Source organism: Erysipelothrix aquatica, from assembly GCF_009828825.1.
In the GTDB taxonomy this organism is placed as follows: domain Bacteria; phylum Bacillota_I; class Bacilli_A; order Erysipelotrichales; family Erysipelotrichaceae; genus Erysipelothrix; species Erysipelothrix aquatica_A.
The window spans coordinates 60,683-84,521 of record NZ_WTTA01000004.1; the positions used below are offsets into that span (position 1 = coordinate 60,683).

At 38.8% G+C, this 23,839-nt stretch carries 24 protein-coding genes and 11 tRNA genes; 3 read left to right on the forward strand and 32 right to left on the reverse strand.

Features of this window, described 5'->3' with window-relative positions:
* Positions 1–182: 182 nt before the first annotated feature.
* The 20 genes from GVV22_RS08605 to GVV22_RS08700 all read right to left on the reverse strand — a co-directional run bounded on the left by GVV22_RS08605 (position 183) and on the right by GVV22_RS08700 (position 12,211).
* Complete coding sequence (locus tag GVV22_RS08605; protein ID WP_159649725.1) at positions 183–422, reverse strand: hypothetical protein; 240 nt, start codon at positions 420–422, stop codon at positions 183–185.
* A gap of 65 nt (positions 423–487) precedes the next feature.
* Positions 488–563, reverse strand: a tRNA-Phe gene (locus GVV22_RS08610).
* A gap of 2 nt (positions 564–565) precedes the next feature.
* Positions 566–642: transfer RNA gene (locus tag GVV22_RS08615), tRNA-Met, on the reverse strand.
* A 62-nt stretch (positions 643–704) separates the two neighbouring features.
* Positions 705–793, reverse strand: a tRNA-Ser gene (locus GVV22_RS08620).
* Between the two features lie 21 nt (positions 794–814).
* Positions 815–891, reverse strand: a tRNA-Ile gene (locus GVV22_RS08625).
* A gap of 28 nt (positions 892–919) precedes the next feature.
* Positions 920–996: transfer RNA gene (locus GVV22_RS08630), tRNA-Met, on the reverse strand.
* Between the two features lie 25 nt (positions 997–1,021).
* A tRNA-Pro gene (locus GVV22_RS08635) sits at positions 1,022–1,098 on the reverse strand.
* Positions 1,099–1,105: 7 nt separating this feature from the next.
* Positions 1,106–1,182 (reverse strand) — tRNA-Arg (locus GVV22_RS08640).
* A gap of 46 nt (positions 1,183–1,228) precedes the next feature.
* A tRNA-Leu gene (locus GVV22_RS08645) sits at positions 1,229–1,315 on the reverse strand.
* A 4-nt stretch (positions 1,316–1,319) separates the two neighbouring features.
* Positions 1,320–1,393 (reverse strand) — tRNA-Cys (locus GVV22_RS08650).
* Between the two features lie 404 nt (positions 1,394–1,797).
* Positions 1,798–2,847, reverse strand: coding sequence for an ABC transporter substrate-binding protein (locus tag GVV22_RS08655; RefSeq protein WP_159649726.1), 1,050 nt, complete (start codon positions 2,845–2,847; stop codon positions 1,798–1,800).
* A complete protein-coding gene (locus tag GVV22_RS08660) occupies positions 2,844–3,650 on the reverse strand; it encodes an ABC transporter permease (protein ID WP_159649727.1) in 807 nt (268 codons plus the stop codon). Before GVV22_RS08660 ends, GVV22_RS08655 begins: the two co-directional genes overlap by 4 nt.
* The gene (locus GVV22_RS08665; protein ID WP_159649728.1) at positions 3,650–4,495 is read right to left on the reverse strand and encodes an ABC transporter permease; all 846 of its coding nucleotides are present in this window, start codon (positions 4,493–4,495) and stop codon (positions 3,650–3,652) included. Before GVV22_RS08665 ends, GVV22_RS08660 begins: the two co-directional genes overlap by 1 nt.
* On the reverse strand, positions 4,495–5,544 hold the full coding sequence (gene potA, locus GVV22_RS08670) for a spermidine/putrescine ABC transporter ATP-binding protein (RefSeq protein WP_159649729.1): 1,050 nt from the start codon (positions 5,542–5,544) through the stop codon (positions 4,495–4,497). The genes GVV22_RS08665 and potA overlap by 1 nt, the downstream gene beginning before the upstream one ends.
* Positions 5,545–5,555: 11 nt before the next feature.
* Positions 5,556–6,089: a helix-turn-helix domain-containing protein gene (locus GVV22_RS08675; RefSeq protein ID WP_159649730.1), complete on the reverse strand. Its 534-nt coding sequence runs from the start codon at positions 6,087–6,089 to the stop codon at positions 5,556–5,558.
* A 131-nt stretch (positions 6,090–6,220) separates the two neighbouring features.
* Positions 6,221–6,529 (reverse strand): thioredoxin, encoded by a 309-nt coding sequence (trxA, locus tag GVV22_RS08680; protein WP_159637344.1) that lies wholly within the window; start codon positions 6,527–6,529, stop codon positions 6,221–6,223.
* Positions 6,530–6,576: 47 nt separating this feature from the next.
* Positions 6,577–7,461, reverse strand: a complete 885-nt coding sequence (locus GVV22_RS08685) for a diacylglycerol/lipid kinase family protein (RefSeq protein WP_159649731.1) — start codon at positions 7,459–7,461, stop codon at positions 6,577–6,579.
* A 135-nt stretch (positions 7,462–7,596) separates the two neighbouring features.
* Positions 7,597–9,558, reverse strand: coding sequence for an LCP family protein (locus GVV22_RS08690; protein WP_159649732.1), 1,962 nt, complete (start codon positions 9,556–9,558; stop codon positions 7,597–7,599).
* A gap of 84 nt (positions 9,559–9,642) precedes the next feature.
* A complete protein-coding gene (locus GVV22_RS08695; protein ID WP_159649733.1) occupies positions 9,643–11,535 on the reverse strand; it encodes an LCP family protein in 1,893 nt (630 codons plus the stop codon).
* On the reverse strand, positions 11,501–12,211 hold the full coding sequence (locus GVV22_RS08700) for a hypothetical protein (protein ID WP_159649734.1): 711 nt from the start codon (positions 12,209–12,211) through the stop codon (positions 11,501–11,503). Before GVV22_RS08700 ends, GVV22_RS08695 begins: the two co-directional genes overlap by 35 nt.
* A gap of 115 nt (positions 12,212–12,326) precedes the next feature.
* Between GVV22_RS08700 and yfcE the strand changes: the two genes are divergently transcribed.
* Positions 12,327–12,863, forward strand: coding sequence for a phosphodiesterase (yfcE, locus tag GVV22_RS08705; RefSeq protein ID WP_159649735.1), 537 nt, complete (start codon positions 12,327–12,329; stop codon positions 12,861–12,863).
* Positions 12,864–12,906: 43 nt separating this feature from the next.
* On the opposite strand, the gene GVV22_RS08710 is transcribed toward yfcE, so the two are convergent.
* From GVV22_RS08710 to GVV22_RS08730, 5 genes are read right to left on the reverse strand one after another with little or no spacing between them, the layout of a single operon-like run.
* A complete protein-coding gene (locus tag GVV22_RS08710) occupies positions 12,907–13,728 on the reverse strand; it encodes a hypothetical protein (RefSeq protein ID WP_159649736.1) in 822 nt (273 codons plus the stop codon).
* Entirely contained in the window at positions 13,722–14,423 is a 702-nt protein-coding gene (locus GVV22_RS08715; protein ID WP_159637402.1) for an ATP-binding cassette domain-containing protein, read from the reverse strand. The genes GVV22_RS08710 and GVV22_RS08715 overlap by 7 nt, the downstream gene beginning before the upstream one ends.
* Position 14,424: 1 nt before the next feature.
* A complete protein-coding gene (locus GVV22_RS08720; protein WP_159639469.1) occupies positions 14,425–14,784 on the reverse strand; it encodes a GntR family transcriptional regulator in 360 nt (119 codons plus the stop codon).
* A 54-nt stretch (positions 14,785–14,838) separates the two neighbouring features.
* Positions 14,839–16,479 (reverse strand): arginine--tRNA ligase, encoded by a 1,641-nt coding sequence (gene argS / locus GVV22_RS08725; protein ID WP_159649737.1) that lies wholly within the window; start codon positions 16,477–16,479, stop codon positions 14,839–14,841.
* A 12-nt stretch (positions 16,480–16,491) separates the two neighbouring features.
* Positions 16,492–17,328 (reverse strand): DegV family protein, encoded by an 837-nt coding sequence (locus GVV22_RS08730; protein WP_159649738.1) that lies wholly within the window; start codon positions 17,326–17,328, stop codon positions 16,492–16,494.
* A 103-nt stretch (positions 17,329–17,431) separates the two neighbouring features.
* Between GVV22_RS08730 and GVV22_RS08735 the strand changes: the two genes are divergently transcribed.
* A tRNA-His gene (locus tag GVV22_RS08735) sits at positions 17,432–17,508 on the forward strand.
* Between the two features lie 47 nt (positions 17,509–17,555).
* Here the strand turns inward: GVV22_RS08735 and GVV22_RS08740 are convergent.
* The 3 genes from GVV22_RS08740 to GVV22_RS08750 form a co-directional block, all read right to left on the reverse strand.
* Entirely contained in the window at positions 17,556–18,275 is a 720-nt protein-coding gene (locus GVV22_RS08740) for an ABC transporter permease (protein WP_159649739.1), read from the reverse strand.
* Positions 18,262–19,110: an ABC transporter ATP-binding protein gene (locus tag GVV22_RS08745; protein ID WP_159649740.1), complete on the reverse strand. Its 849-nt coding sequence runs from the start codon at positions 19,108–19,110 to the stop codon at positions 18,262–18,264. The genes GVV22_RS08740 and GVV22_RS08745 overlap by 14 nt, the downstream gene beginning before the upstream one ends.
* Before the next feature lie 124 nt (positions 19,111–19,234).
* Positions 19,235–20,119, reverse strand: a complete 885-nt coding sequence (locus GVV22_RS08750; protein WP_159649741.1) for a LytTR family transcriptional regulator DNA-binding domain-containing protein — start codon at positions 20,117–20,119, stop codon at positions 19,235–19,237.
* 189 nt (positions 20,120–20,308) lie between these two features.
* Here GVV22_RS08750 and GVV22_RS08755 point away from each other — a divergent pair.
* Positions 20,309–20,385, forward strand: a tRNA-His gene (locus GVV22_RS08755).
* Positions 20,386–20,473: 88 nt separating this feature from the next.
* Here the strand turns inward: GVV22_RS08755 and GVV22_RS08760 are convergent.
* The 4 genes from GVV22_RS08760 to GVV22_RS08775 are packed head-to-tail and all read right to left on the reverse strand — an operon-like array spanning position 20,474 to position 23,785.
* Positions 20,474–21,031, reverse strand: a complete 558-nt coding sequence (locus tag GVV22_RS08760; RefSeq protein ID WP_159649742.1) for a hypothetical protein — start codon at positions 21,029–21,031, stop codon at positions 20,474–20,476.
* 2 nt (positions 21,032–21,033) lie between these two features.
* Complete coding sequence (locus tag GVV22_RS08765) at positions 21,034–21,387, reverse strand: hypothetical protein (RefSeq protein ID WP_159649743.1); 354 nt, start codon at positions 21,385–21,387, stop codon at positions 21,034–21,036.
* Positions 21,377–22,510 (reverse strand): SPFH domain-containing protein, encoded by a 1,134-nt coding sequence (locus GVV22_RS08770; protein WP_159649744.1) that lies wholly within the window; start codon positions 22,508–22,510, stop codon positions 21,377–21,379. The genes GVV22_RS08765 and GVV22_RS08770 overlap by 11 nt, the downstream gene beginning before the upstream one ends.
* Before the next feature lie 12 nt (positions 22,511–22,522).
* Complete coding sequence (locus GVV22_RS08775; RefSeq protein WP_159649745.1) at positions 22,523–23,785, reverse strand: hypothetical protein; 1,263 nt, start codon at positions 23,783–23,785, stop codon at positions 22,523–22,525.
* Between the last annotated feature and the right edge of the window lie 54 nt (positions 23,786–23,839).

The window sequence follows — 23,839 nt, forward strand, 5'->3', positions numbered from 1 at the left end:
ATCGTATAATATATTAGAAAGTTGACGTGTTGAAAAAACTCGCGCTTGGAACCATATTTCTTTTGCAATTTTATTAAATTGTCAAGGTTTATGGTGAACGTTCCTTATCTGGTACTTCCAATACCGATATGGATTGTAAAATTGAACTGGTTGAGTTCTGAGAGCCTAATGGCTCTTTTCTTTTACTCTTTTTCATATTCACCATAACGTTTTTCTAATTCTGTGTAAGATACCTCAAATTTGTTAAGAATTTGATCTATAATATCAGAACGTAGATATGATTGAGATTCGTTAAGCAGTCTTTTAATTGTCTGCCTGTTTAGTCGAACCATGTTTGCAAATCCATTTACCGTCATTCCTGATGACTTAAATTCATCTTTCACTAGATTAGAAACCATACTAACCAGTGGCTTTCTCGGCATTTCTACCACCTCCTATAATGCAAAAAAACCTTTCTAAATAATTAGAAAGGTTTGTCAATTTGTTATGGTGGCCCCAGCCAGAATCGAACTGGCGACACACGGAGCTTCAATCCGTTGCTCTACCGACTGAGCTACAGGGCCATTGGTTGCGGGAGAAGGATTTGAACCTACGACCTTCGGGTTATGAGCCCGACGAGCTACCAGACTGCTCCATCCCGCGATATGTAATTTTTACTGCTACACCATTATATCACATTTACTTAACAAATCAAGCAAAATTTATGGCGGAGGAGGGGAGATTCGAACTCCCGCACGCTCTCACGTCTGCTGGTTTTCAAGACCAGTCCCTTCAGCCACTTGGGTACTCCTCCATAAGGAAATTTTGTTTTATTTGGTGGACCCTGTAGGACTCGAACCTACGACCAACCGGTTATGAGCCGGTAGCTCTAACCAACTGAGCTAAGGGTCCAATACTACAGTAGTTTGTTTTAGATAAATGGTAGCGGGTGTGAGATTCGAACTCGCGACCTTCCGGGTATGAACCGGACGCTCTAGCCAACTGAGCTAACCCGCCATGTATAAATATGTTTTTAAAAAAATGGTCGGGATGACAGGATTCGAACCTGCGACCCCCTGGTCCCAAACCAGGTGCACTACCAAGCTGTGCTACATCCCGACTAATATGGCGCGCTCGACAGGAGTTGAACCCATAACCTCTTGAGCCGTAATCAAGTGCTCTATCCAGTTGAGCTACGAGCGCGAATGTACATCGTTTATTGAATTGTGGATCCACCAATTAAAAGTAATGGTGGGGATGAAGGGACTTGAACCCATACGAAGTTGCCTTCAACGGATTTTAAGTCCGTTGCGTCTACCAATTCCGCCACATCCCCATATTGGAGGTTCCTATCGGATTCGAACCGACGATGACAGAGTTGCAGTCTGTTGCCTTACCACTTGGCTAAGGAACCATTTGATCGACTTTTAATCTTGCGATTGACTTGCCGTTTCCTTGACTGCTTTTACATTATACAATAACAGAAACAAAATGCAAGCATATTATTGAAAAAGAATTACGTTTTTTTGCAATATTTTCCCAACACTATCAATAACCCGCTAAACAGTGCATTTTAGCATGCTGATACGATTAATAATTATTTAATTTTTTTATAATTTAGTGAAGATTTGCAATCTTAAATTGAGAATTCGAATATTTAATATATCCGCTATATTAGCGAGCCAAACGCGCATTTGTATGTATTACATTTAATAGGTTGTACATTTATTTTCGCGATTCAATTGGTGAGCTATGATTCGCTAATAAAAAGCGAGAGTTACGCACATAAACTCCTGTGCATAACCCTCACATCACTACTTAAACAGCTTTAATTTTTTGCCAGTAATCCGAAAGAATAACTTTCATGTTTGCGTCATAGAAGAACTCTTCATCCTTCTCATAACCATCACGTGGCACGTATGAGCTTACCTCAGCATATTTAGCACCTGGTGCTGTTAATGCCTCCACAACTGTAGGTAACGGACTTGTATAACCGACTTCTTCAGAGATACGTGTCGATGCATCTTCGCTAATCATGAAATTCATCCACTCATGTGCAAGTTCTGGGTTTTGTGCGTTGGTTGGGATAACCATTGTATCTGACCATACGTTTGTTCCTTGTAACGGTGCATAGAAAGCCATATCAGGATTCTCTGATAAAATATAGCTTGCATCTCCTGAGTACACTACAGCAAGGTCTTTGACCCCTGTAGCCATTCCATCAATAACTTCGTCTGTTACATAAATTGGTGACATTGTTTGGCGCATTTCAACTAACCAGTTGTATGCTACTTCTAATTCTTCTGGGTTTGTTGTATTCATGGAGTATCCATTCGCTTTTAGAGCAACCATGAATGCATCGCGTTCTGAATCGTAGAAATATGTTTTACCTGCATATTTTTGATCCATGAAAATGTTCCATCCAAGTGTATCTAAATCCTTTTGGTCAACATTGTTCTTATTATAAACAATTCCAACACTTCCCATGAAGTATGGCACTGTATATTCATCATTTGGATCCATGTGACGTCCTTTTAGACTTGGATTAACATTTGCGTAGTTTGGAACTTTAGAATAATCAACTTTTTGAAGCAACCCTTCTTCGCGCATACGTTGTGTCATATAGTCTGAAGGAATTAAGATATCATAACTTGAACCATCTTGAAGTTTTGTATACATTGCTTCGTTTGATTCAAAGCGATCGTAGATTACTTTTGCATTGAATTCTTTCTCGAATTCAGTGATAAGTGTTTCATCAATGTACTCACCCCAGTTAAATACACGGAGTGTTTGTGTTTCTTTTGATGTGCCGGATGCACATCCTGCAAGCACAATTAGTGCTGCAAGTCCTACTAGAATTTTTTTCATATGGTTTCGACCTTTCGTTTATCTTTCTTTTTCACGATGAGTGGGAGAACGTTAATTAAGATGAGAGCTATCGTGATAATAACAACAATAATTGTTGAGAGTGCGTTAATCATTGGATTAATACGTTTTGACATTGTATAGACATAAATTGAAATATTGCTGACACCATTACCTGTTGTAAAGTATGAAATCACGAAGTCATCAAATGACATGGTAAAGGCAATTAGTGCAGCGGAAATTATTGCTGGTGTTAGTTGTGGCAGAATTACTTTGCGTAATGCTGCAAAGGGTGTTGCACCCAGATCCATAGCTGCATCTGCGATGCTTGGATCTAATGATCGAAGCTTTGGCAGTACGGTTAGAATGACATAGGGTGTACAGAATGTAATATGGGCAATAAGCATTGTCATATATCCTTTGTCGAGCATCGGCAAGGATATAAAGAGTAGCATTAACCCAATCGCAGTAACAATCTCTGGGTTAAGCACCGGAAGGTTGTTGATGTTAAGGTAAATTTTACGAACTATTGGTTTGTGTCGTGAAATACCAATTGCTGTTAGAGTTCCTACGATTGTTGAGATGATTGTTGCGATAATTGCAATGCTTACCGAATTAGAGACTGCATCCATGATATCGCGGCTTTCAAAAAGTTTGGAATACCAGTCTGTTGAAAAACCTGTCCATGATGTCAACGATTTCGAACTATTGAACGAGAAGATAATCATAACGATAATTGGACCGTAGAAGAAGATTAGCATCGCTGCAAGTGTGAAGATACTTCCAAATTTACGTTCTTTTTTCATTAGATTTTCCCTCCCTTCATCACTTCGTCAGTATTCGACTTGTCGGCACGTTGTGCAAAGTGCATCGAAACGAGGATGAGAATTGCCATAATGAGTGAGATGGCTGATCCAAAGTTGTAATCTCCAATATTAATGAATTGGTTCTCAATAAGGTTACCAATCAAGACGTAGCTTCCGCCTCCGAGAAATTTCGGAATAATAAAAGTTGATAATGATGGTAAAAACACTAATGTAATTCCCGAAATAACACCCGAAAGTGATAGTGGGAAAATGACTTTTCTGAATGTTTGGAATCGATTTGCCCCAAGATCGTGGCTTGCTTGAATGAGTGACTCATCCATCTTGGATAACACGGTATAAATTTGAATAATCATAAATGGTAAGAAGTTGTATACCATACCTAAAATTACGGCGAAGTCGGTATACATCATTTTAATTGGCGGAATACCAAAGAATCCAAGAATATTATTAATGATACCAACATCTGACAAAATACTAATCCAAGCATAGGTTCGAACTAACATATTAATCCACATTGGTAACGTGACCAAGAGAATTAAAAGGGTTTGCATCTTTTCGCTACGGCGCGAAATGATATATGCAAGCGGGTATCCTATAATTAAGCAAATAACGGTTGTTACTGTCGCAATTTTTAGGGACTCGAGTAAGACTTTGATAAAGACTGGATCAAAGAATTTTTTGAAGTTATCAAATGATAATTGTAGGGTTACAACATCATTGCCTTTTGTTGTCAATGCGTAGATTAGGATGATAAACATCGGTAGTACTACGAAGAGTGACATCCAGACAGCATAAGGTGTGATTAACTTACGATAGCTTTTCACTAATAAGACTCCATCGTGTACATAACATGGATATCTTCGGGGAAGAAGTGGATGCCTACTTCTTTTCCTACTTCAGATATATCGGTTGTATGAATAATAAACTCACGATTGTCTGTCTTTACGACAATTTCGTAGTGAACACCTTTAAAGAGAATCGAATCAACGATACCTGTTAACTTTCCGAGTTCAACATCCACAATATCGATGTCTTCAGGTCGGATAACAATATCGACTTTTTCATTTTCATCGAATCCGTGATCAACACATTCAAATTGAGTGCCGTCAAATTCAACAAGGTTATCGCGAATCATGATACCTTCAAAGATATTTGAGTCACCAATAAAGTTCGCAACGAAGCGGTTTTCTGGTTCGTTATAAATATCTGTTGGAGTTCCGATTTGTTGAATTTCACCTGCATTCATGACTACAATCTTATCTGACATTGTTAATGCTTCTTCTTGATCATGGGTAACATAAACGAAAGTAATTCCTACGTCTTGCTGAATAGCTTTGAGTTCGTGTTGCATTTCTTTACGTAGTTTTAAATCGAGTGCTCCCAAGGGTTCATCAAGAAGTAAAACCATTGGTTCATTTACAAGCGCACGCGCAATCGCAATCCGTTGTTGTTGTCCACCGGACATTGCTGTAACACTGCGGTGTTCATAGCCAACAAGGCCTACAAGTTCAAGCATACGTTCAACTTTTTGTTTAATGATGCTTTCGTCTTCTTTTTTGATGCGAAGCCCAAACGCGATATTTTCATAGACATTCAAATGTGGAAAGAGTGCATATCGTTGAAAAACTGTATTGACTTCACGTTTGTAGGCCGGAAGTTTTGTAATCTCTAATTCATCGAAGTAAACTTCTCCTGAATTTTGCTCTAAGAATCCTCCAAGAATTCTCAGTAATGTTGTTTTGCCACATCCTGATGGACCCAGTAGTGTTACAAATTCATTTTCAAAAATATCAAGGTTAATTCCTTTTAAGACGAGTTGGTCATCAAAGCTCTTAACAATATTTCGAAATTGAATCAATGGTTTGTTTTCCATGCGTTTCCTCCTTAAAAAATCGGTGGGGTACATACCCAAATGAGTCGAGCCGTTTGTTGGTACGGATTCTCAATCACGTGCGTTTTGCTCCCGTTAATATAAAATGTTTGTCCTTTAGATACAGTGAGTTCTTCTTCACCATACTTAAGAAGTATTTTTCCCTGCAGTACATAGCCGAACTCTTCACCTTCATGCGGTTCGATTGTATTTGATACACCACCTGCTTTAAGTTCAAGCATGATGGGTTCCATTTCATTTTTTTGTGCATTGGGAACAATCCAGTGGATTGTATGGTCTTCATTCTCATCAATAAAGTAGTCATCTGATTTAAAAACAATCTGTTCCTCTTTTTCTTGTTTAAAGAATGCTGATAAGTCCGTACCCAACGCTTCTACAAGATCACTAAGCGTTGCGATTGATGGCGATGTTAAATCATTTTCCAATTGCGATAAAAAGCCTTTCGACAGTTCGCTACGACTTGCTAGCTCTTCTAACGTTAATCCGTTTTTTATGCGTAATTGTTTGAGTTTTTTCCCGATTTCCATGTACACCTCGATTGTTTAGTATTGCTAAACAAATATATTAGTAACCTTAAACACAAGTTTTATTATACATATTCATTTTTGAAATGCAATACATATGAAAAAAAACACCAACAAAATTGTTGGTGTTTTAATTATTCAGCTGATGTGATGAATTTTTCGAGTTCTGGTTTTGGCATGAATCCTGTTTTGCGACCAACAGGTTTTCCATCCTTGAACAAGATAAGCGTTGGGATTGACATAACGTCGAAACGTTGTGCAAGTTCGCCTTCCTCATCCACGTTAACTTTAACGATTGTAGCTTTATCAGCATGTACCTCTGATAGTTCAGCAAGAATCGGGGAGATCATCTTGCAAGGTCCACACCAGTCAGCGTAAAAATCTACTAGTACAACGCCATCTGAAATTTCTTCATTGAAGTTAGCTTTTGTTAAGTTTTTCATGTGTATTACCTCCTAAGCTTGTATATTATACCACAACTACTCAAAAATTAAGTGTTGTTGCCCACGGGCATTCTAAATTTGAGTTTTCCCTGCAATACTTTGATCGCAATATCCGTATATTCAAAGACTTCTCCATCATATCCGACTGTAACTGGATGATTTGCATGAATATGTAATTCTGTAACTTTTTGCGTCTCTACAACATCCAATCCCAAGTGATTTCCTTTGTAGTACATCGGAAATAATTTCGGCAATCTCCAAAAAGGAACATCACTCACAATAGTCACATCCAACAATCCGTCTTCAATATCTGCTAAGGGAGCACTCTTGAAGCCACCTCCGTACCACTTTCCATTCATAACTGAAGTGAGGAGCGTATCGAATCGTTGTGTCTTACCATTCATCGTAATATCCAAATGCGTTTTCTTTTTTACCGCAAGGGCAATCACTGCATTATAGATATATACAAGTGAACGGGGGAAGATGGTTGTACGAACCGCGTTAACGCGTTTGTTCACATCCGCGTCTACTCCAATATTTAAGCAGTTTAGGAAATAGTGACCATTCGCGATTCCAATATCAATATTATGGACTTCACCTTCGATTGTTCGATAAAGTACATCTTTAATATTCTTTTTATCTGCTCCTATCATCCGCCAAAAATCATTACCTGTCCCCACAGGAATTATTGCGAGTTGTGAGTCAAAGTGCATTCCGTTCAGAATCTCGTGAGCTGTACCATCTCCACCGACAGAATACAAGATGACTGCTTCTGTATATTCAGACGCAATGCGTTGCGCATGACCAACAGATTCCGTAAAACGAATTTCATAACTTTCATTACATTTTTCAAAATATTCGTGAACCCAACCAGCAACATCTTTTACATTCCCCAGTCCTGAAATTGGATTAATAATAAATACGTGTTTCATAAAACTTCTCCTGTTTTAACGTTACTATTATCGTACAGTCCGACTTTCTTTTCAACAAAGACGAAAGGAAGTGGCATCACTTCCTTATCTTCTCTATTTATTTTTGCACGATCGATTACAAATGTGAACACATTTCTATGATTTCACAACATAATGAATCACAATTGTGGACCCTTGCGGTAGTACATCACCTTCAAGACTCGATTGCGACCAAAATTGGCCGTCATTAAACATTTCTGAACTCTGTTCTGATTGTGCAAATTCGATGTCAATTTTATGCTTAATCGCCCATTTTTCGATTTCATCGCGACTCATAGAACTAAAGTCTGGTACTTTGACTTCTCCACTTGCCGTCATACTATCGATATTTTCGTTTTTCGTACTCTTTGGGCTTTGTGGATTCTTAGAGTTCGTTTGTGAGGTTTTAGAATCATTGGTGCCATTTATCTTGGTTTCTTGATTCGCAAGGGACTTATCTTTTGAACGATCCCGATTACTCTTTAACTCATTCTCCGACCATAAGCGTTCATCAAATGTTTCCAAGTCAGGGTTTTGAGTAAACGCATCATACGGTTTTGAAAACGTGAAACTGAAGGCTGTATCACCTTGAAGCTGCGGAGTTGTCTCCATATTTTGATCAATGAGTGTTCGCGTATTATGTACATACGTAGTATATGGACGAATTACGCTTGCACCATTCGGTGCTTCATCGGGTTCTCCCAGTATTTGTGATTGGATAATTCTAAACGTTTCCATCGGTTCCAATGGTGATGTTTGGATACTTGTGATTGCATATCCCATTAGGGATGTCATATGTTTAACGGACATGTTCGTTGAAATATTGTTTTTCGCTCCGTCCAAAATGTTTACAAGTGTATTGGGATTACGAGTATTAATAATAGCTGTCGCAATTTCTCGAATGACATACTGTTGGTTTCGTTGACGGGCAAAATCATTATCAGCGAAGCTATAGCGTTCACGGGCAAATGTAACAACTTGTTTACCGTCAAGATGATTCATGCCTTCTGGTACTGTTATTGGTTCGTATTCTACTGGATTTGAGTTTTCAATTGGGAATGACCCTGCGAATTGTAATGGCGACTCAATATCTAGTCCCCCAAGTGCGTCGACAATTTTCTCAAGAGCATAAAAATCTGTTTCAAAGTAGAAATCGATATCAACATCAAGGAAATTCTCCACGGAATCAATCATACATTCACGGCTAATACCGCGTGAATGATTTATCTTATCAAAAGTTTGGCCTGGGTAACATGCTATAGGTACATAGCTATCACGAGGGACACTTGTCATTGTTGCTTTCATTGTGTTCGGATTAAATGTTGCAAGAATGATGGAATCGGATAGATTATCATTGTTTCCTAGCATGAGTAAGGTGAAGGGCTCACTTACAACATCAACTTTAGATACTTCTGATGATACAGATGTTGAAAAGTTTACGATGCTTTTTGATGGTTCAAATGGATTCGTGGGTGCGTCAACAGTTTCAGCAAGTCGCGTGTAGTTCTTAGGAAGTACCGCAAACGGAATTTCTTTGTTAAGGGCTGCATCCACCAAACTCTTGGTATCTTTGTATTCGACCAGTTCCGAAGTGCGTGAGTATCGCTGTACATTCTCTTGAATAAGCGTTTCAAATTCTGGATTGACACTTTGAATGTAACCTACTTTAGCGCCGACTAAATCTTTGTCTGTTTTTTTTCCATCAATTGAGACAATAACGTAGTCAATACTTTCCTCTCCCGAAATGTTGATAATTTGGTTTATTAAAGAATCTGTTTTATATAGATAATAAGTAGCAACTCCACTCACTGTCAGTAACGCAATCCCAAAGAAAACATTGATAGTTCGCATGAATCGAACGCGTTTTGCATATCCGATTAAGAACGTGATATTTAAGACAAGTGCTAGAATAACCAATATTCCAATTCCCATCGTAAAGTACTCCGAATGGATTTTCATATAATTACCTGCGAGAACGATCATCATCGCTATCACAATGTTGGTTGAAAAGGTTATGAGAATACCATAGAATGGTGCATCAAAAAAACGCTTAGCTTTGGGTTGTTTTCGGTGTCGCATCGGTTGCCTCCTTATAGAAATAAAACCATCGCTGCAATGACGTGCACACGACGGTTTTGCTTTCATTAAATTACAATTTCTGTGCTAACGATTCGTTGGCTTTTGTGCTTGATTAGACGAGTTTGAATTATTATTTGTTGAATCTGTATCTGAGTTATCGTCAGGTTTTTGATTCTCATTGTCCGTATCGGGATCAGTTTCCGGTTCTGTTGGTTTCGTAACCGGCGGTTTTGTCTCTTCCACCGCTTCTTCCTCGTTGTCTGTCGGACGTTCTGTTTGTGTATTCTGTTGAGAACCGTTTTGATTATTTGTTTGCGGTTCTCGAGTTTGCTCTTGCTGTGTCGTTTCTTCACGTTCTGACGCTGGCAATCCAGTCGGACCGCTTGGTGACCAGAAAAGTCCATCAAATGGTTCTAAATCTGGATTCTGAGTGAAGGCATTATAAGGTTTTAAGAATGTAAAACCAAAGGATGTATCATTTTGCAAGCGTGGTTCTTTTTCCATGTTCTGGTCGATTAACGTGCGAGTGTTATTGACGTATGTGGAGTATGGACGAACTACAGACGCATCACCCACGAAGTCTGGAATACCTAAAACTTGTGATTGTGTAATTCTAAATGTATCCATAGGTTCAAGCGGTGATGATTGAATGCTTTGAATTGCATAGCCCATAAGACCTGTCATATCACTCACTGACATGTTCGTCGAGATGTTATCTTTCGCTCCATCAAGAACATTTACAAGTGTATTCGGATTTCTGGTGTTGATAATTTTCTTCGCAACTTCTTGAATTACATATTGTTGGTTTCGTTGACGCGCAAAGTCACCATCAGGGAACGTATGACGTTCACGCGCAAAAGTAACAACTTGCTTACCATCTAAATGATTAAGACCTTCAGGTACTGTGATATCATCGTATTCTACTGGATTTGACCCTTCAATTGGGAATGATCCCGCAAATTGATGCGGTGATTCAATGTCAAGTCCACCTAAGGCGTCCACAATCTTAACTAATGCATAGAAGTCTGTTTCGAAATAGAAATCCACTTGGATATCCAAGAAGTTTTCTACAGTATCAATCATACATTCACGGCTGATGCCTCGGGCGTGATTGATTTTATCTGATGACTGTCCAGGGTAACATGCAATTGGAACATAACTGTCACGTGGAATACTTGTCATCGTTGCTTTCATTGTCTGTGGATTAAATGTTGCAAGAATGATTGAGTCTGATAAGTTGTCATTGTTTCCCAGCATAAGCATGGTAAACGGTTCTTTAATAACATCGACACTAGAAATATCTGATGTAATCGATGTAGAGAATTGAATAATCGCTTTTGATTGTTCAAACGGATTCACCGGAGCATCAACTGTTTCCGCGACACGTGTATAGTTTTTTGGTAATACAGCAAATGGAATTTCCTTATCAATCGCCGCTTGGACGAGTTCTTTGTTGCTTGGATACTCAACGAACTCGACTGTCCGTGAGTAACGGTGAACTGTATCTTGCATGAGTGGTGCAAACCCTGGATTTGTACTTGTAACAAATCCAACTCGTTTTCCATCTAAATCATTTTCTGTCAATGTACCATCAATGGATACAACGACATATTCGACATTTTCTTGACCTGTCGTATTAACAATTTGATTAATGAGGAAATCCGTACGGTAAAGGTAGTATGTTGCAACGCTTCCCACGGTTATTAGAATTAACCCAAAGACAACCGTTACGATGCGAAATACGCGTTTATTTTTTGCATATCCCACGAGGAATGTAATATTAAGAAGTAATGCAAGAATTACAAGAATTCCCACTGCCCACGTAAAGTACTCCGCATGAATCTTCATATAGTTACCTACAATAAAGAGTAATGCGATAACAAGTCCGTTACTGATGAGCGCAACTCCCATCCCAACGTATATATTGTCCCATAATGAAAATTTAGGCTTGGTTGTTGGTGTCTGTTGGTTGTCCATCAGTTACCTCCACGATTGAGTATAAGCCATCGGTATCTTTCACGATTGTTATAGTTGATGATTTTTGGAAGTCTGCAGTTTTCACTGCAGTTGCATCTTTGTAAGTCCATGTGATTTCAACTTGGAAAGCATCAACTGTGATGGCTTCCTTCCTGATTTCACCGTCTGAATCTGTTTCTTCTTCCTGCATTAAGAATTTGACATTCTTTGTTGGTTTCGTCGTTGACTGACTGACCTCCAACGTATTGGCAATGTCTCCTTTTTGAAGGTAATAGTTCATATCTCCATAAAAATTATCGAGCGCTTGATCAAAGACTGGTTTACGAATGTCTTGGTGAATAAATTGGAGTCCCCCAACATCGTTAAATTTTGTTTTGTTCGTCCATGTGTAGAAGTCCGCAACAAAACTCTGAGCCACAAGCCCAGCAGTCTTTTGATCGTCACGTACGTCTTGGTTTAATGCATCCGATAATTGATCATAGATTTCTTTTTGATGCGGTGTCGCGTTTTTACGTAATGTGTAAAAATTATTTTGACTTACGGTTCCCACACCGGAATTATTTTTGTTCCCTTGAAATCCCTTCATAATATAAAAGCCCCCAACACCCATTATTGCAAGTGATAGTATTGTTATAAAGAGCACAAGTCCTTTTGACTGTTTGGTTGTATTTTTCATATGTTCACTTCCTGTAGTTATTTTAGCATACTAAGACTCATAGTTTATGTCAATTTCGTGAATTGTGTTACACGACTTCACATTTTCTTTTATAATAGTTTTAGGAGGTATTACGATGAATACATTAATTATTTCCGATATCCACGGAAGTCACCAGCGGTTACAGGAGGTTTTGGCAACACCTTTGCCTTTTGATCAAATAATTTTGGTCGGTGATTCCCTCTATCATGGTCCTCGAAATCCAATTTTGGATGACTACAATCCACAAACGGTTGCTGATTTACTAAATGCTGTTACAGTTCCCATTTTAGCAGTACGTGGTAACTGTGATGCTGAAGTCGACCAAATGTTGTTGAACTTTCCAATGATGCAAGACTACACACTCACGCAACTCAACAACAAAAAGATCTATATTACCCATGGACATTTGGTAGACCCGAACACGTTTGGACCTCAATCAAATGCTGATATTTTCGTTTCTGGACACACGCACATTCCCGTTCTCGAAAAGTCTGGCAATACACTGATGTATAATCCTGGATCAATTGCACTCCCTAAGGGCGGACACCCCAATTCTTACGGGTATCTTAGCGATTCATCGTTATCGATTCTTACGTTGGACCACAAACCTTACATGACCTTAGATTTTTAAGCACACAAAAACTCCGATATTGCTACCGGAGTTTTCTTTTATCTTAGTTTAAAATTTCGAGTTTGTTATTCCAGAACCAAATTGTACCAACACCACTAACAATGATGAAGATTACATCTTTAATCAATGATATTACTTGGTATGCATTTGATATTCCACCACCTGTACCGTTTTCAATACTGATGATGTCAAATCCCGTTCCTGGTAATAATAAATTTGACATAATTGAAATTAAGAAGTACATCCCGACAAAGAATACAAATGTTAACAAACCACGATTGTTTCTGAATCGGCTTGAGTTCGCAATACTTCCTGCAAACAATAATACGGTTACCCATAGGATTGTTTGTGTAAATTGCCCTACAACAATGAGGAATGATGCAAAGGTTGCATTTCCTTCAAAGATAGCTCCAAATAAGAAACTAAAGATTTGGGTAATTTGACGCCACATTGAAGCATCAATGAAGAAAATACTGATTGCTCCAAAGTAAATAGCAAAGATTCCTGCAAATGAGACGAGGCTCCAGAATGATGCTGTAATTGTTTTTGCAATAAAAATCTCTGTTGAAGACGCAGGGTATGTAAATAAGCGATAGGCACTTTTTTTATAAATACCTTTGTAAAGCATATCAATAATTGCTTTATAGGTAAGTACAACTGATGCAATAATCATGGCATAGATTACAAGCACCGATACGCCCAAGAATATGGATCCGAATGTCGTAAGTTCGAGACCACTTGCTACATCTTTCATTTGGAATCCAATTATTACTGCAAAGACTGCACCAATAATCGTCATAATGAGCACTGGCAAGAATGATTTTGCTGTTGCTTTAATTTCGTTTTTTTCAAGTTTGACTACCATTTGAACACCTCACGGAATACATCATTAACCGATGCATTGTACTCTTCACGTAGATCATCACAGTTTCGGTGAAGGTGAATTTGCCCTTCTTTAAGGAAAACAACTTCATCCAAAACTGGCTCAATATCAGCAATTAAGTGCGTTGCAATAATCAATAATGCATCGTTTGCATAATTACCAAGAATTGTATCTAGAATTGAATCGCGTGATGCCGGGTCAACCCCTGCAATCGGTTCATCAAAAATATAGATATCAGCTTTTCTTGACAAGCACAATGCGAGTTGAAATTTTTCACGCATCCCTTTTGACATTTTGGATACTGGCATCGTTGGATCCAGTTTTAGTTTTAAGAACAAGTCTTCTAACACTGCCATGTCGAAGTCAGGGTAGATATCTTTATACAGTTTTGCTGCATTGATTCCTGTAAGTGTTGGTTCTAAATATTCTACATCAGGTAGATATGAGATTTTTGCTTTTGAAATTGCACCAATTTCATTACCTTGGACTAAAATTTCGCCATCAAAATCTCTGAGTAATCCCATAATGGATTTAATCATCGTTGTTTTTCCGGAACCATTAGGTCCACACAAACCGATAATCTTACCACCGTCTAATTCTAAATTAATGCCTCGAAGCACAGGATATGATCCGTATTGTTTCGATACATTACGCATACTTAAGAATGGTTGATTCATATTATTCCTCCCACACCAGCGTGACTGCTTCAAGAAGTGCCTCGCTGCCTATATTTAAATCTTTCGCCCTTTGAACAAAGTCAACGGTTAAATCGTGCGTTAGTTTCTGTTTCAATTCTTGAATTTTAACTTCATCCTCGGTCACAAATTTTCCGTTTGTTCTATCTGTGATGATAAATCCATCACGTTCTAATTCTGTTAAGCCTTTTTGTACTGTATTTGGATTCACCTTAAACTTAAGTGCTAAGTTACGAATCGAATCAATACGTTCCCCTGGTACAGCACGGCCTGATGCTATTTCATATTGAAAGTAGTCAATTATTTGTCGGTAGATTGCTACCGTACTCTTATTTAACGACATGCCATGACCTCCTTGTGATACTTATATAATACACTGATACACTAGGATGTGCAACTACATTTGTTCAGGTGCTGAAACCCCAACAAGATTGAGTGCATTTTTTAATGTAATTTGTGTTGCCACAAGTAAGTTTAGACGTTGTTGTGTTAAAGCTGGATTACTTGGGTCATTGACTTTAAGTTCTCCATAGAAACTATGGAAATATGCCGCTAATTCTTGAATATAGTTTGTAATTTTATGAACGGTACGGTTTTTCGCGGTGTCTGCAACCACTGAACTAAATTCGTTGATGTGTTTAAGTAATTCTACTTCTTTTTGATGTGTCAATAGATCAATGACTTCCACACGATTGACATCTCCTGCTTGACGTAAAATTGATGCAATACGGGCATGCGCGTATTGTGCATAAAATACCGGGTTATCATTTGATTGTGTACGAGCAAGACCCAAATCGAAATCAAGTGGTGTTTGTAGTGCACGGCTTGCAAAGAAGTAACGGGCTGCATCAACACCAATATCGTCAATTAGATCGACAAGACCTACAGCATTTCCTGTACGTTTAGACATCTTCACTTCTTCCCCGTTTTCCACAAGGCGAACCATTTGAATAATATCAACATCCATGACATCTTTATATCCAAAGGATTCGAGGGCTGCGTTCATACGTGGAATGTAGCCATGATGGTCACCACCCCAAAGGTTTAGCAAGCGTTGGTAACCACGCTCTAGTTTATAGAGATGGTAAGCAATATCTGGTACAAGATATGTGTAAGACCCATCTGATTTGATTAAGACTCGGTCTTTATCATCACCATATTTTGTTGATGCAAACCATAATGCATCATCTTTTTCATAGGTTTCGCCGTTAGCCTTCATTTCTTCTAGACGGCGCACAACACTTCCATTGTCGTAAACGGATTTTTCACTAACCCATGAATCAAATGAAACACCAAATTTGCCAAGATCCCGTTCAATACGCTCCAGTTCAAACTCAATACCTATTTTTTTAAAGAATGGTTCCCATTCTTCTTGTGGTTTTGTAAGCCATGCATCACCTTCACGTGCAATAACATCTTGGGCGATTTGTTTGATATCTTCACCATGGTATCCGTCTTCTGGCATCACTGCTTCAATACCATAAGCCTGTTGATATCGCGCATACAAAGAATGACTCAACATTGTGATTTGGTTTCCAAGGTCATTTACGTAGTATTCACGTAGAACGTCGTATCCTGCATATGTCATAATACGTGTTAAGGAATCACCCCACGCAGCACCGCGTGCATGTCCAACATGCAACTGTCCTGTTGGGTTCGCACTCACGTACTCTACCAAGACACTCTGTCCGGCACCAACCGTTGAACGACCATAATTATCTTTAGCATCTAAAACTGTATTAATGATATCACCCAAAACAGATGGTTTCATAAAAAAGTTTATAAATCCTGGCCCTGCTACTTCAACATTTTGGATCATTGGATTTTCCGCAATTGCTTCTGTGATTATTGTTGCTATCTCGCGCGGATTTTTGCCTACTCGTTTTGTTAAACGCATCGCAATATTGGATGAATAATCTCCCATTTCTGATTTGTTTGGAATTTCTAACATAACTAAACCTGGTTCGTTTTCGATACCAAATGCTTCAGCTATGATGTTTTCTAGTGCTGCAACTAGATTTGTTTCAATTAAATTCATGATTTACTCCTTTTAAATAATTTTTTTGTACGCTGCGATTGCAATCGATCCAGGTCCTGTGTGTGCCAAAACGATTGGATACAACAGCTCACGGATAACTGTTTGGCCGGTTATCTTCTCAACATCATCAATTGTTTGTTGAAGTAACTTCGGATCGCAGTCACCATCTAAAACAACCCAATGGTATGCTTCTGGATTACGTCCTTCCGTTACTTTTTCAACGCCTACTTTAACTGCTTTTTTATGGGTTCTGACTTTTTCTAGCAAGTCAATTTCGCCATTCGCAACTTTAAGTACTGGAATGATTTTAAGTAGATTCGCAATTGCTGCTGCTGTTGGCGTAATTCGACCACCGCGTTTTAAATATTGAATATCTTCCGGAATTAAGGGTGCGAACATATCCGCATTGTGTTCCACTTGGCGCTTAATCGCATCCGGTGTCATCCCGTTATCCACCATCTGTTTTACATCTTTTGATAATAAAAGTAATGGAGCTGCCACAAACTTCGAATCAATTACAGTTATCCGTCGATCAAAGTCATCAACAATACTTGAGACCGTTTGAAATGTTCCGCTCAACTTACTCGAAATAGGTAGAAAGATAATATGGTCATATGTCTTCAAAAGTGTTTCAAATTGTTCCATCATAGCACCTAAAGGTGGCTGAGATGTCCCAACAACTGAACCACGTCGCATTGCTGCAATGAGGTCCTCACGTGAAATCCCTTCTTCTTCCATATATTCTTTTCCATCTATGGTTATTGGCATACGTGCCACGTAGATTCCGTATTCTTCAGCTTGGGCCTTAGAAATTCCCGCGGATGAGTCTGTGATCACTGCAATTTTCATCGTGTTTTTCCTCCATTATTACAGTAACTATATCATATTTCGTTATTTTTAATATACCCTATTTACAAACGATTTTTTATGGGCTATAATGTCAACGCATATGGCGATCGTGGCGAAGTTGGTTAACGCACCGGGTTGTGGCTCCGGCACTCGCGGGTTCAAGTCCCGTCGGTCGCCCCATGATAAAAATACAAGCTCCCTTGAAGAAGGGAGCTTTTTTATTATGTCTAGTTATCGAGTTGTTTTCGTTTGTAATAGGTCGTAAATGCAAGTACTGCGATGATAATCCATAAAATCATTGATCCAAAACCCAACCAACTCGGATACACCAAGCTTGGGTCTACTTCGTGAAATAGCATGAGTGTAATAGGACCTGTCGGTAAAAACTTACTGATTGTTAACACTACGGGGTTATCACCCATAATGGAAAACATTGGTGCTGCCGTCAATAACATAACAGGTAATCCATAGATTCCGACTGCTTGTTGATTCGGTGCAATCAAGCCAATAATCGAGCTGATAAACAATAGTGAGAGTACTGTCATAAAAACCAACAATATATAATAAGGTAAATAACTCATGGAGACTCCCACAATGATGAAACACACGACTTGTATTAATGTAAAGAGGATCGTGACAACAATCATCTTGCTTACTAGGAATTCAAATCCTGATACATCCGATAGCATGAGTGATCGTAGGGTCTTTTTTTCTTTTTCTTCTGCAATGGACATACCCATAGAAGAGGAACCTAGCATCATTAAGCCCAGAACCGTAATCATAATTAAGATAATCATATCGGCTTCGGGTCCTGGTGGCATCGGTAGGATGGTTGTATAAAAAACTGCAAAGATTACTGGCATAAGCATGATGACCAGGAAACTTTTATTGCTAAATGTTAGTTTAAAGTCTTTTTGAATGAGTGCTTTCCATTTACGCATTGTCATAATTATCTCTCCCTGTTACTGCTAAGAATATTGTTTCTAAGTTAGGCTCGACGGAATGAATTGTGTTAATAACTTTAGTTTCATTTGCAAGTTCTTTGAGCCCTTGTTGGTCTTTAGTTACCCGTTTGTATGTGCCGTCGTTATAGTGAACAACAACTTCATTTTGGGCATATTTTAGTTTCAGCGCTTCGGATGTTCCCATTTCAACAATTGTACCGTTATCGAGAAATGCGATGCGATCACACAACTTGTCTGCCTCTTCCATTGAATGTGTAGTTAAGAAGATCGTCGTGCCGTTTTGGTTAATACGTTGAAATAGCATGTGAATATCAGACGTTGTTTTCGGATCCAAGGCTGCGGTTGGTTCATCGAGGAAAAGCAGTGCTGGCTGATGAATGAGGGCGGTAGCGAGGATAAGACGTTGTCTCATACCGCGGGATAGTTTTTTAGCCAGTGTTTTCCGATCATCATAAAGGCCAATTTCTCTAAGCAGTTGATCGACTTGTCGCAGATCAACATTTTTTAGATTTGCGAAGAATTTCAAATTGTCGTACACACTGAGTGCGTCATATACATCATTACTGTCTGTCATAATTCCAAGACGATCATAGACCGATGCATTATGATTTTCTAACGTCTTCCCAAATAGTTCAATTGTATTTGGACTGACACGTAACTGTTTCGTTAGGGCTTTTATCGTTGTAGTTTTACCAGCACCGCTCGGTCCTAAGAAACCAAATATTTCACCTTCGTACACATCAAAAGACATGTGTTTCAAAACTTTTTTAGTGTTGAAAGTGATTGATAAATCGTTAATGGATACGATTTTGTTCATACATAAACCTCCTGGCTTGTTTGCCTAAATCCAGTATAGAGGTTCTGTTTTCATTTTTAAGGCTATTTCATCGAATGGCGCAAGAATCGCGGTGAATACTGCGGAAGATCCGCTCAGTGGCGCATTATTGCCCTGAGTGGAGCACGGCTTTGAACTCACTATATCGGCGCTTGCTGAGTGGAATTTCCACATCACTTTGACCTGATAAGACCAATACATAACTGTTGCGGGTCCATTGTTGGATTTCCGTAACTTTTGGAATGCTAACCAAATAAGAGCGATGGCATCTGAAAAATTGATATGCCTGCAGTTGTGTCTCCAGCTCTTCCAAAGTGAACTGGGTTGGAATCAGCGAGTTTTTTACATAGAGATGCGTCACTGCATCGATGCTCTCTGCATAAAAAATATCTTGAATATCAATAACATATTCATTGCCTTTACTCTTCACGACTAGTGTATTGCTAGTTTGGATGGTCGGCATGATATTTTGGACAGACTCATAAATCGGAATAATTGTTTCGTTGCGACTGTAATATAAATTCCCGGGCATCAAACAGACATTGCGAAATGATGGAGATGTGGTTATGACTCGCGTTGTTTCACTGATTGTTTCAAGTGCACCTACAATTATTTTGGCCGATTCTTTATCGAGGTTGGCGAGAGGGTCTTCAATAAGAATGAGTTTGGGATTCATGAATAATGCCTGCGCGATCATGAGGCGCCGTTTAACTCCTGCTTCAAGTTTCGATACTTTTTGTTGAGTATAGCGATGCAAATCAAAACATGTCATAACATCGTATACATCGACGGAAGCGTTATTAATATCTTTATAAAAATTCAAAAGTTTTTCAACTTTCATAAATTCATACATGCCATCATCAAATGCAACAGTAATCAGGTTGGATTGTGGCAGTTTTTTCTGAATTTCGAGAAATGTGTCATGGTCGCATTCGATATGGACTGATGGAACGCCTTCATTAATAAGTTGGATTAAATCAAAATTAGTCATAATTATTCCCCATTCTACCGTTTATTGTATCAAATATTAGGATGCTTAATTGTTCTTTTTTTTGCTGTTTGAGTTGCCATCAAAGCGGAACGTTACATGATCAATATTTAATTCATGGATGATCATTCATTTTTTTACTATTTTTTGTTTACACCGGAACGTATTTGGGCTATAATGTCAAAGCACATGGCGATCGTGGCGAAGTTGGTTAACGCACCGGGTTGTGGCTCCGGCACTCGCGGGTTCAAGTCCCGTCGGTCGCCCCATGATGAAATCCAAACACGCGATAATTTGCGTGTTTTTTTATATTCTAGCAAAAATATAACCCACTCAAGGTATTGAGTGGGTTGTTTTTTATTGATGATCATACACAAGTTTACGACCACAATATTCACATTCTCGTGTTTCATTTTCTACAACTTCATTTCGCGCACCGCAGCCACTGCAACGAATTACTTTCCGTTGAATCTGTTCTTTAACCGATGTTACGAAAGCACCTTCAATCGTTCGTTCTTTCGTGTTCAAATGAATATTTTTGAGAAAGCCATCATTAATTAAAGTGTTAATCTCACGAATAATTGTTGTTTCTGATTTTTCACTAGCAGTCGCAAGTTCTTGAAGTGTAAACATTTCATTTTGATAAATCCAATAATAATACTGATTGTACATATCGATTTGTAAGTTATAGCGTGTTGCTCGGTATATCATGAGAAGGCCCACTGCAATAAACACAAATGCAAAATATCTTCCGATCTCATAACTATAGTAATAATCACCAAATACTTGTTGATACCATGTAAACATACCAAACGCATAGACACCGATTCCTAAGTTTCTCAGGGCCTGTTTTTTTAGAACCTTGCCTGATTCACTCCGTCGTAAATGTTTTTTTCGATCAATGAGTTTTGCCATAGCTATACCTCTTTATTCCCGGTTGTATTAATGACTAAATAAGCAATAATGACACCACCAAGCAGTGCTGCTTCGCCAATATGTAAAACAGCTTCACTAACATTTGGAATGGCGTATATAATTGCCGAAAAGACAATTGCGAATAGTACATATACAAGCATTACTGGCATTACTGCTATTTTGGCAAGTGTAGTTTTTTGTAGGGATTGGTATGTCAGACCTGTCGCAAGGAATTCGGCAACCAGCACCCAAACGACGAAACTGGATTCAAGTAAATCAGTGAGCACACCCACGAGGACCGTGAACGCAATACATATGATACCCGCAATCAACGCTACATCTGCTTTACGCTTCATCATCTACCACCGCTTTCCCACAATCAGGGCAGAATTTTGCATCTTGCTTGAGGGGTGCATCACATGCCGTACATTTATTGTGCAAACTTTGTCCACATTCGTGACAGAATTTTTGGTGTTCACCTACGACAGCGCCGCATGCGCAACGATGTTCTGGAGCTTGTAGAGTTTGAGCACAATTAGCACAGAACTTATCGTCTTCGTTCACAGGGTGGTTACAGTTACTGCATGTTCGGGTCTCAGTTTTCAAAACACTTTGCGTAACTTCATTCATTGCGGCACCCAGATTTTGTCCAACCGCGCTTCCTACGCCCAAGCCAATACCGGCTCCCATGAAGCCGCCGGTGCTGCCTTCATTTTGTGCAGCGCCAACTAAAGCATCAAAGGTTCTTTCTTCTTTATATTCATAACCAATGATATCCATTTCAGCACGTTTTGATAAAGCCTGTTTCAAACGCACAACGCCTTCATCGTCATCATCAGTACTAATGTCTTCCACATAAAAATTCAATAATTCGATGCCGTACGTATCAAATTCTGACATCATTTGCTGTTTCATAAAGGCAGACAATTCTGTCAGGTATGCACCTAAATCTAAAACGGGAATTCTTTTTTCAATTAAGTAGGTCGAAATTTCATCCTTAACATGACTGGTATACATCCCTCTGAAATACTTGGTGATATGTTCTCGACCAAAACTTGGTACTGTTCCAACCATCTTTTTCAAGAATGTCTTCGGATCGTTTATTGTCATCCCAAACTGTCCATAAGCACTTACTGGTACGTAAATTCCATATTTCGGATCTTGGATATTCACAGGCGTCTGCGTTCCCCATTTTACATCCAATACATGTGCCATGTTGACATACCATATTTCAGCTTTGAATGGTGATTCTTTACCAAATGGTAAATTGATGATTGCATTCAACAACGGAATATTTTCAGTATTGAGCGTATGACGTCCTGGTTCATAAATATCAAAGGCCTTTCCACCTCTAAAAAGCACCGCCACTTGTGACTCATTCACAATGAGTTGTGATTTTGTTGAAAGTGCATCATTTGGAAACTTCCATGCGAATTCTTGATTATCACCCGCGTATTTTACGATATCGATTATTGCCATATTATTTTCCCCCTATTGCTCTAGCTTGACTTCACCTTCAAGCAGAATGTCCTTTCTGTCATTTGATAAAATAAAACGGTATGTTTCATTCGGAATGAGGGCATTGGTTCCACGTTCATCCCTAGAAAACTCAAAAATTAAATCTGCGGTACCATTCGCTTCAACTTGCATTCGCGTTGAAACCAAATAACCCGTTGATTTGAAATTGCTCGATGCCAAGTCCAATGATGCAGTGAGAACTTGTGTATCAATCGAAGGCATTCCTAAATTCGTGAGGCGAACCTTCACGGTTTGATAGTTTGTCTTCCCATATAAATACGATCTGTTTTTACGTTTCGAAATATAATACGGACGGTATTCAGTATATCCTTCTTCAATTACCTGTACTTCAACAGCCAAAGTTTCTTGACTATTGGTGATTGTTACATTAGGTTCATAATGAGTGGATACTTTTGAAAAACTCGATGTCCGTTTCGTTTGTTCTGTTGGTAAATTCGTAACTGTTTCGAAATGGGACGCCATGACAGGTTCGACCATCGGTAACTCAATGACTTCAGATAGTCCCATCAGGTTTCGAGCATCTAATTTGGATGTATCCACAACATCTGGCATACTGAGCCAGTAACTCCCCTCAAAATAGAGTTGGCGATATGCTTCCGCTGTGAGTGGATATAGCAAATAGCCTTCATAGCTTTGATGCTGGTCGACTTTTAGTTTGTCGTCTCGGCCAAAGTTTCCTAAATTGTTAGGGATCTCGAATTCTTCATTTCTTAATGGTCTGGTGAAATCTGAAACATCACCATAATGTTGGTAAAAGTTGTCTATTGATATTGGCTTATCGCGCCTATTTGCAATCTCTAAACGTACGATTACAAAGTAACTGGCTTTATTATATTTATAGACTGATGTTAACGGAACGTGTTTCTCTGTTTGGAATAGTTCATATCCCTTAATGCACAGGGAAACATCGTTGGTATCGTAACAATAAGGTGTTTCGAGCTTAAAGTGTACATCTTTGACGGCTGCACCTTTTTCTTGTGACAATAATTCGTAAAACGCATTAAAATCGTAACTTCCCGTGACATTATTGTAGTCGCGGGTATTTTTATAAAACGGTGTTCGCATCGAATTGGGACGTTCATCCCAGAATGTATATCCAACTAACACCAGCGCAACAACCAGCAGCATATTAAAAAGCTTATAGTTCGTAACCCATTTTTTAAAGGCATTGAATGAAAATTCAGTGCGTCCTTTTGAATTCAGTATTTTACCCATATTCTTACCCCAATACTTACTATTAATTTGTATGCTAATCATATCACAAAATCT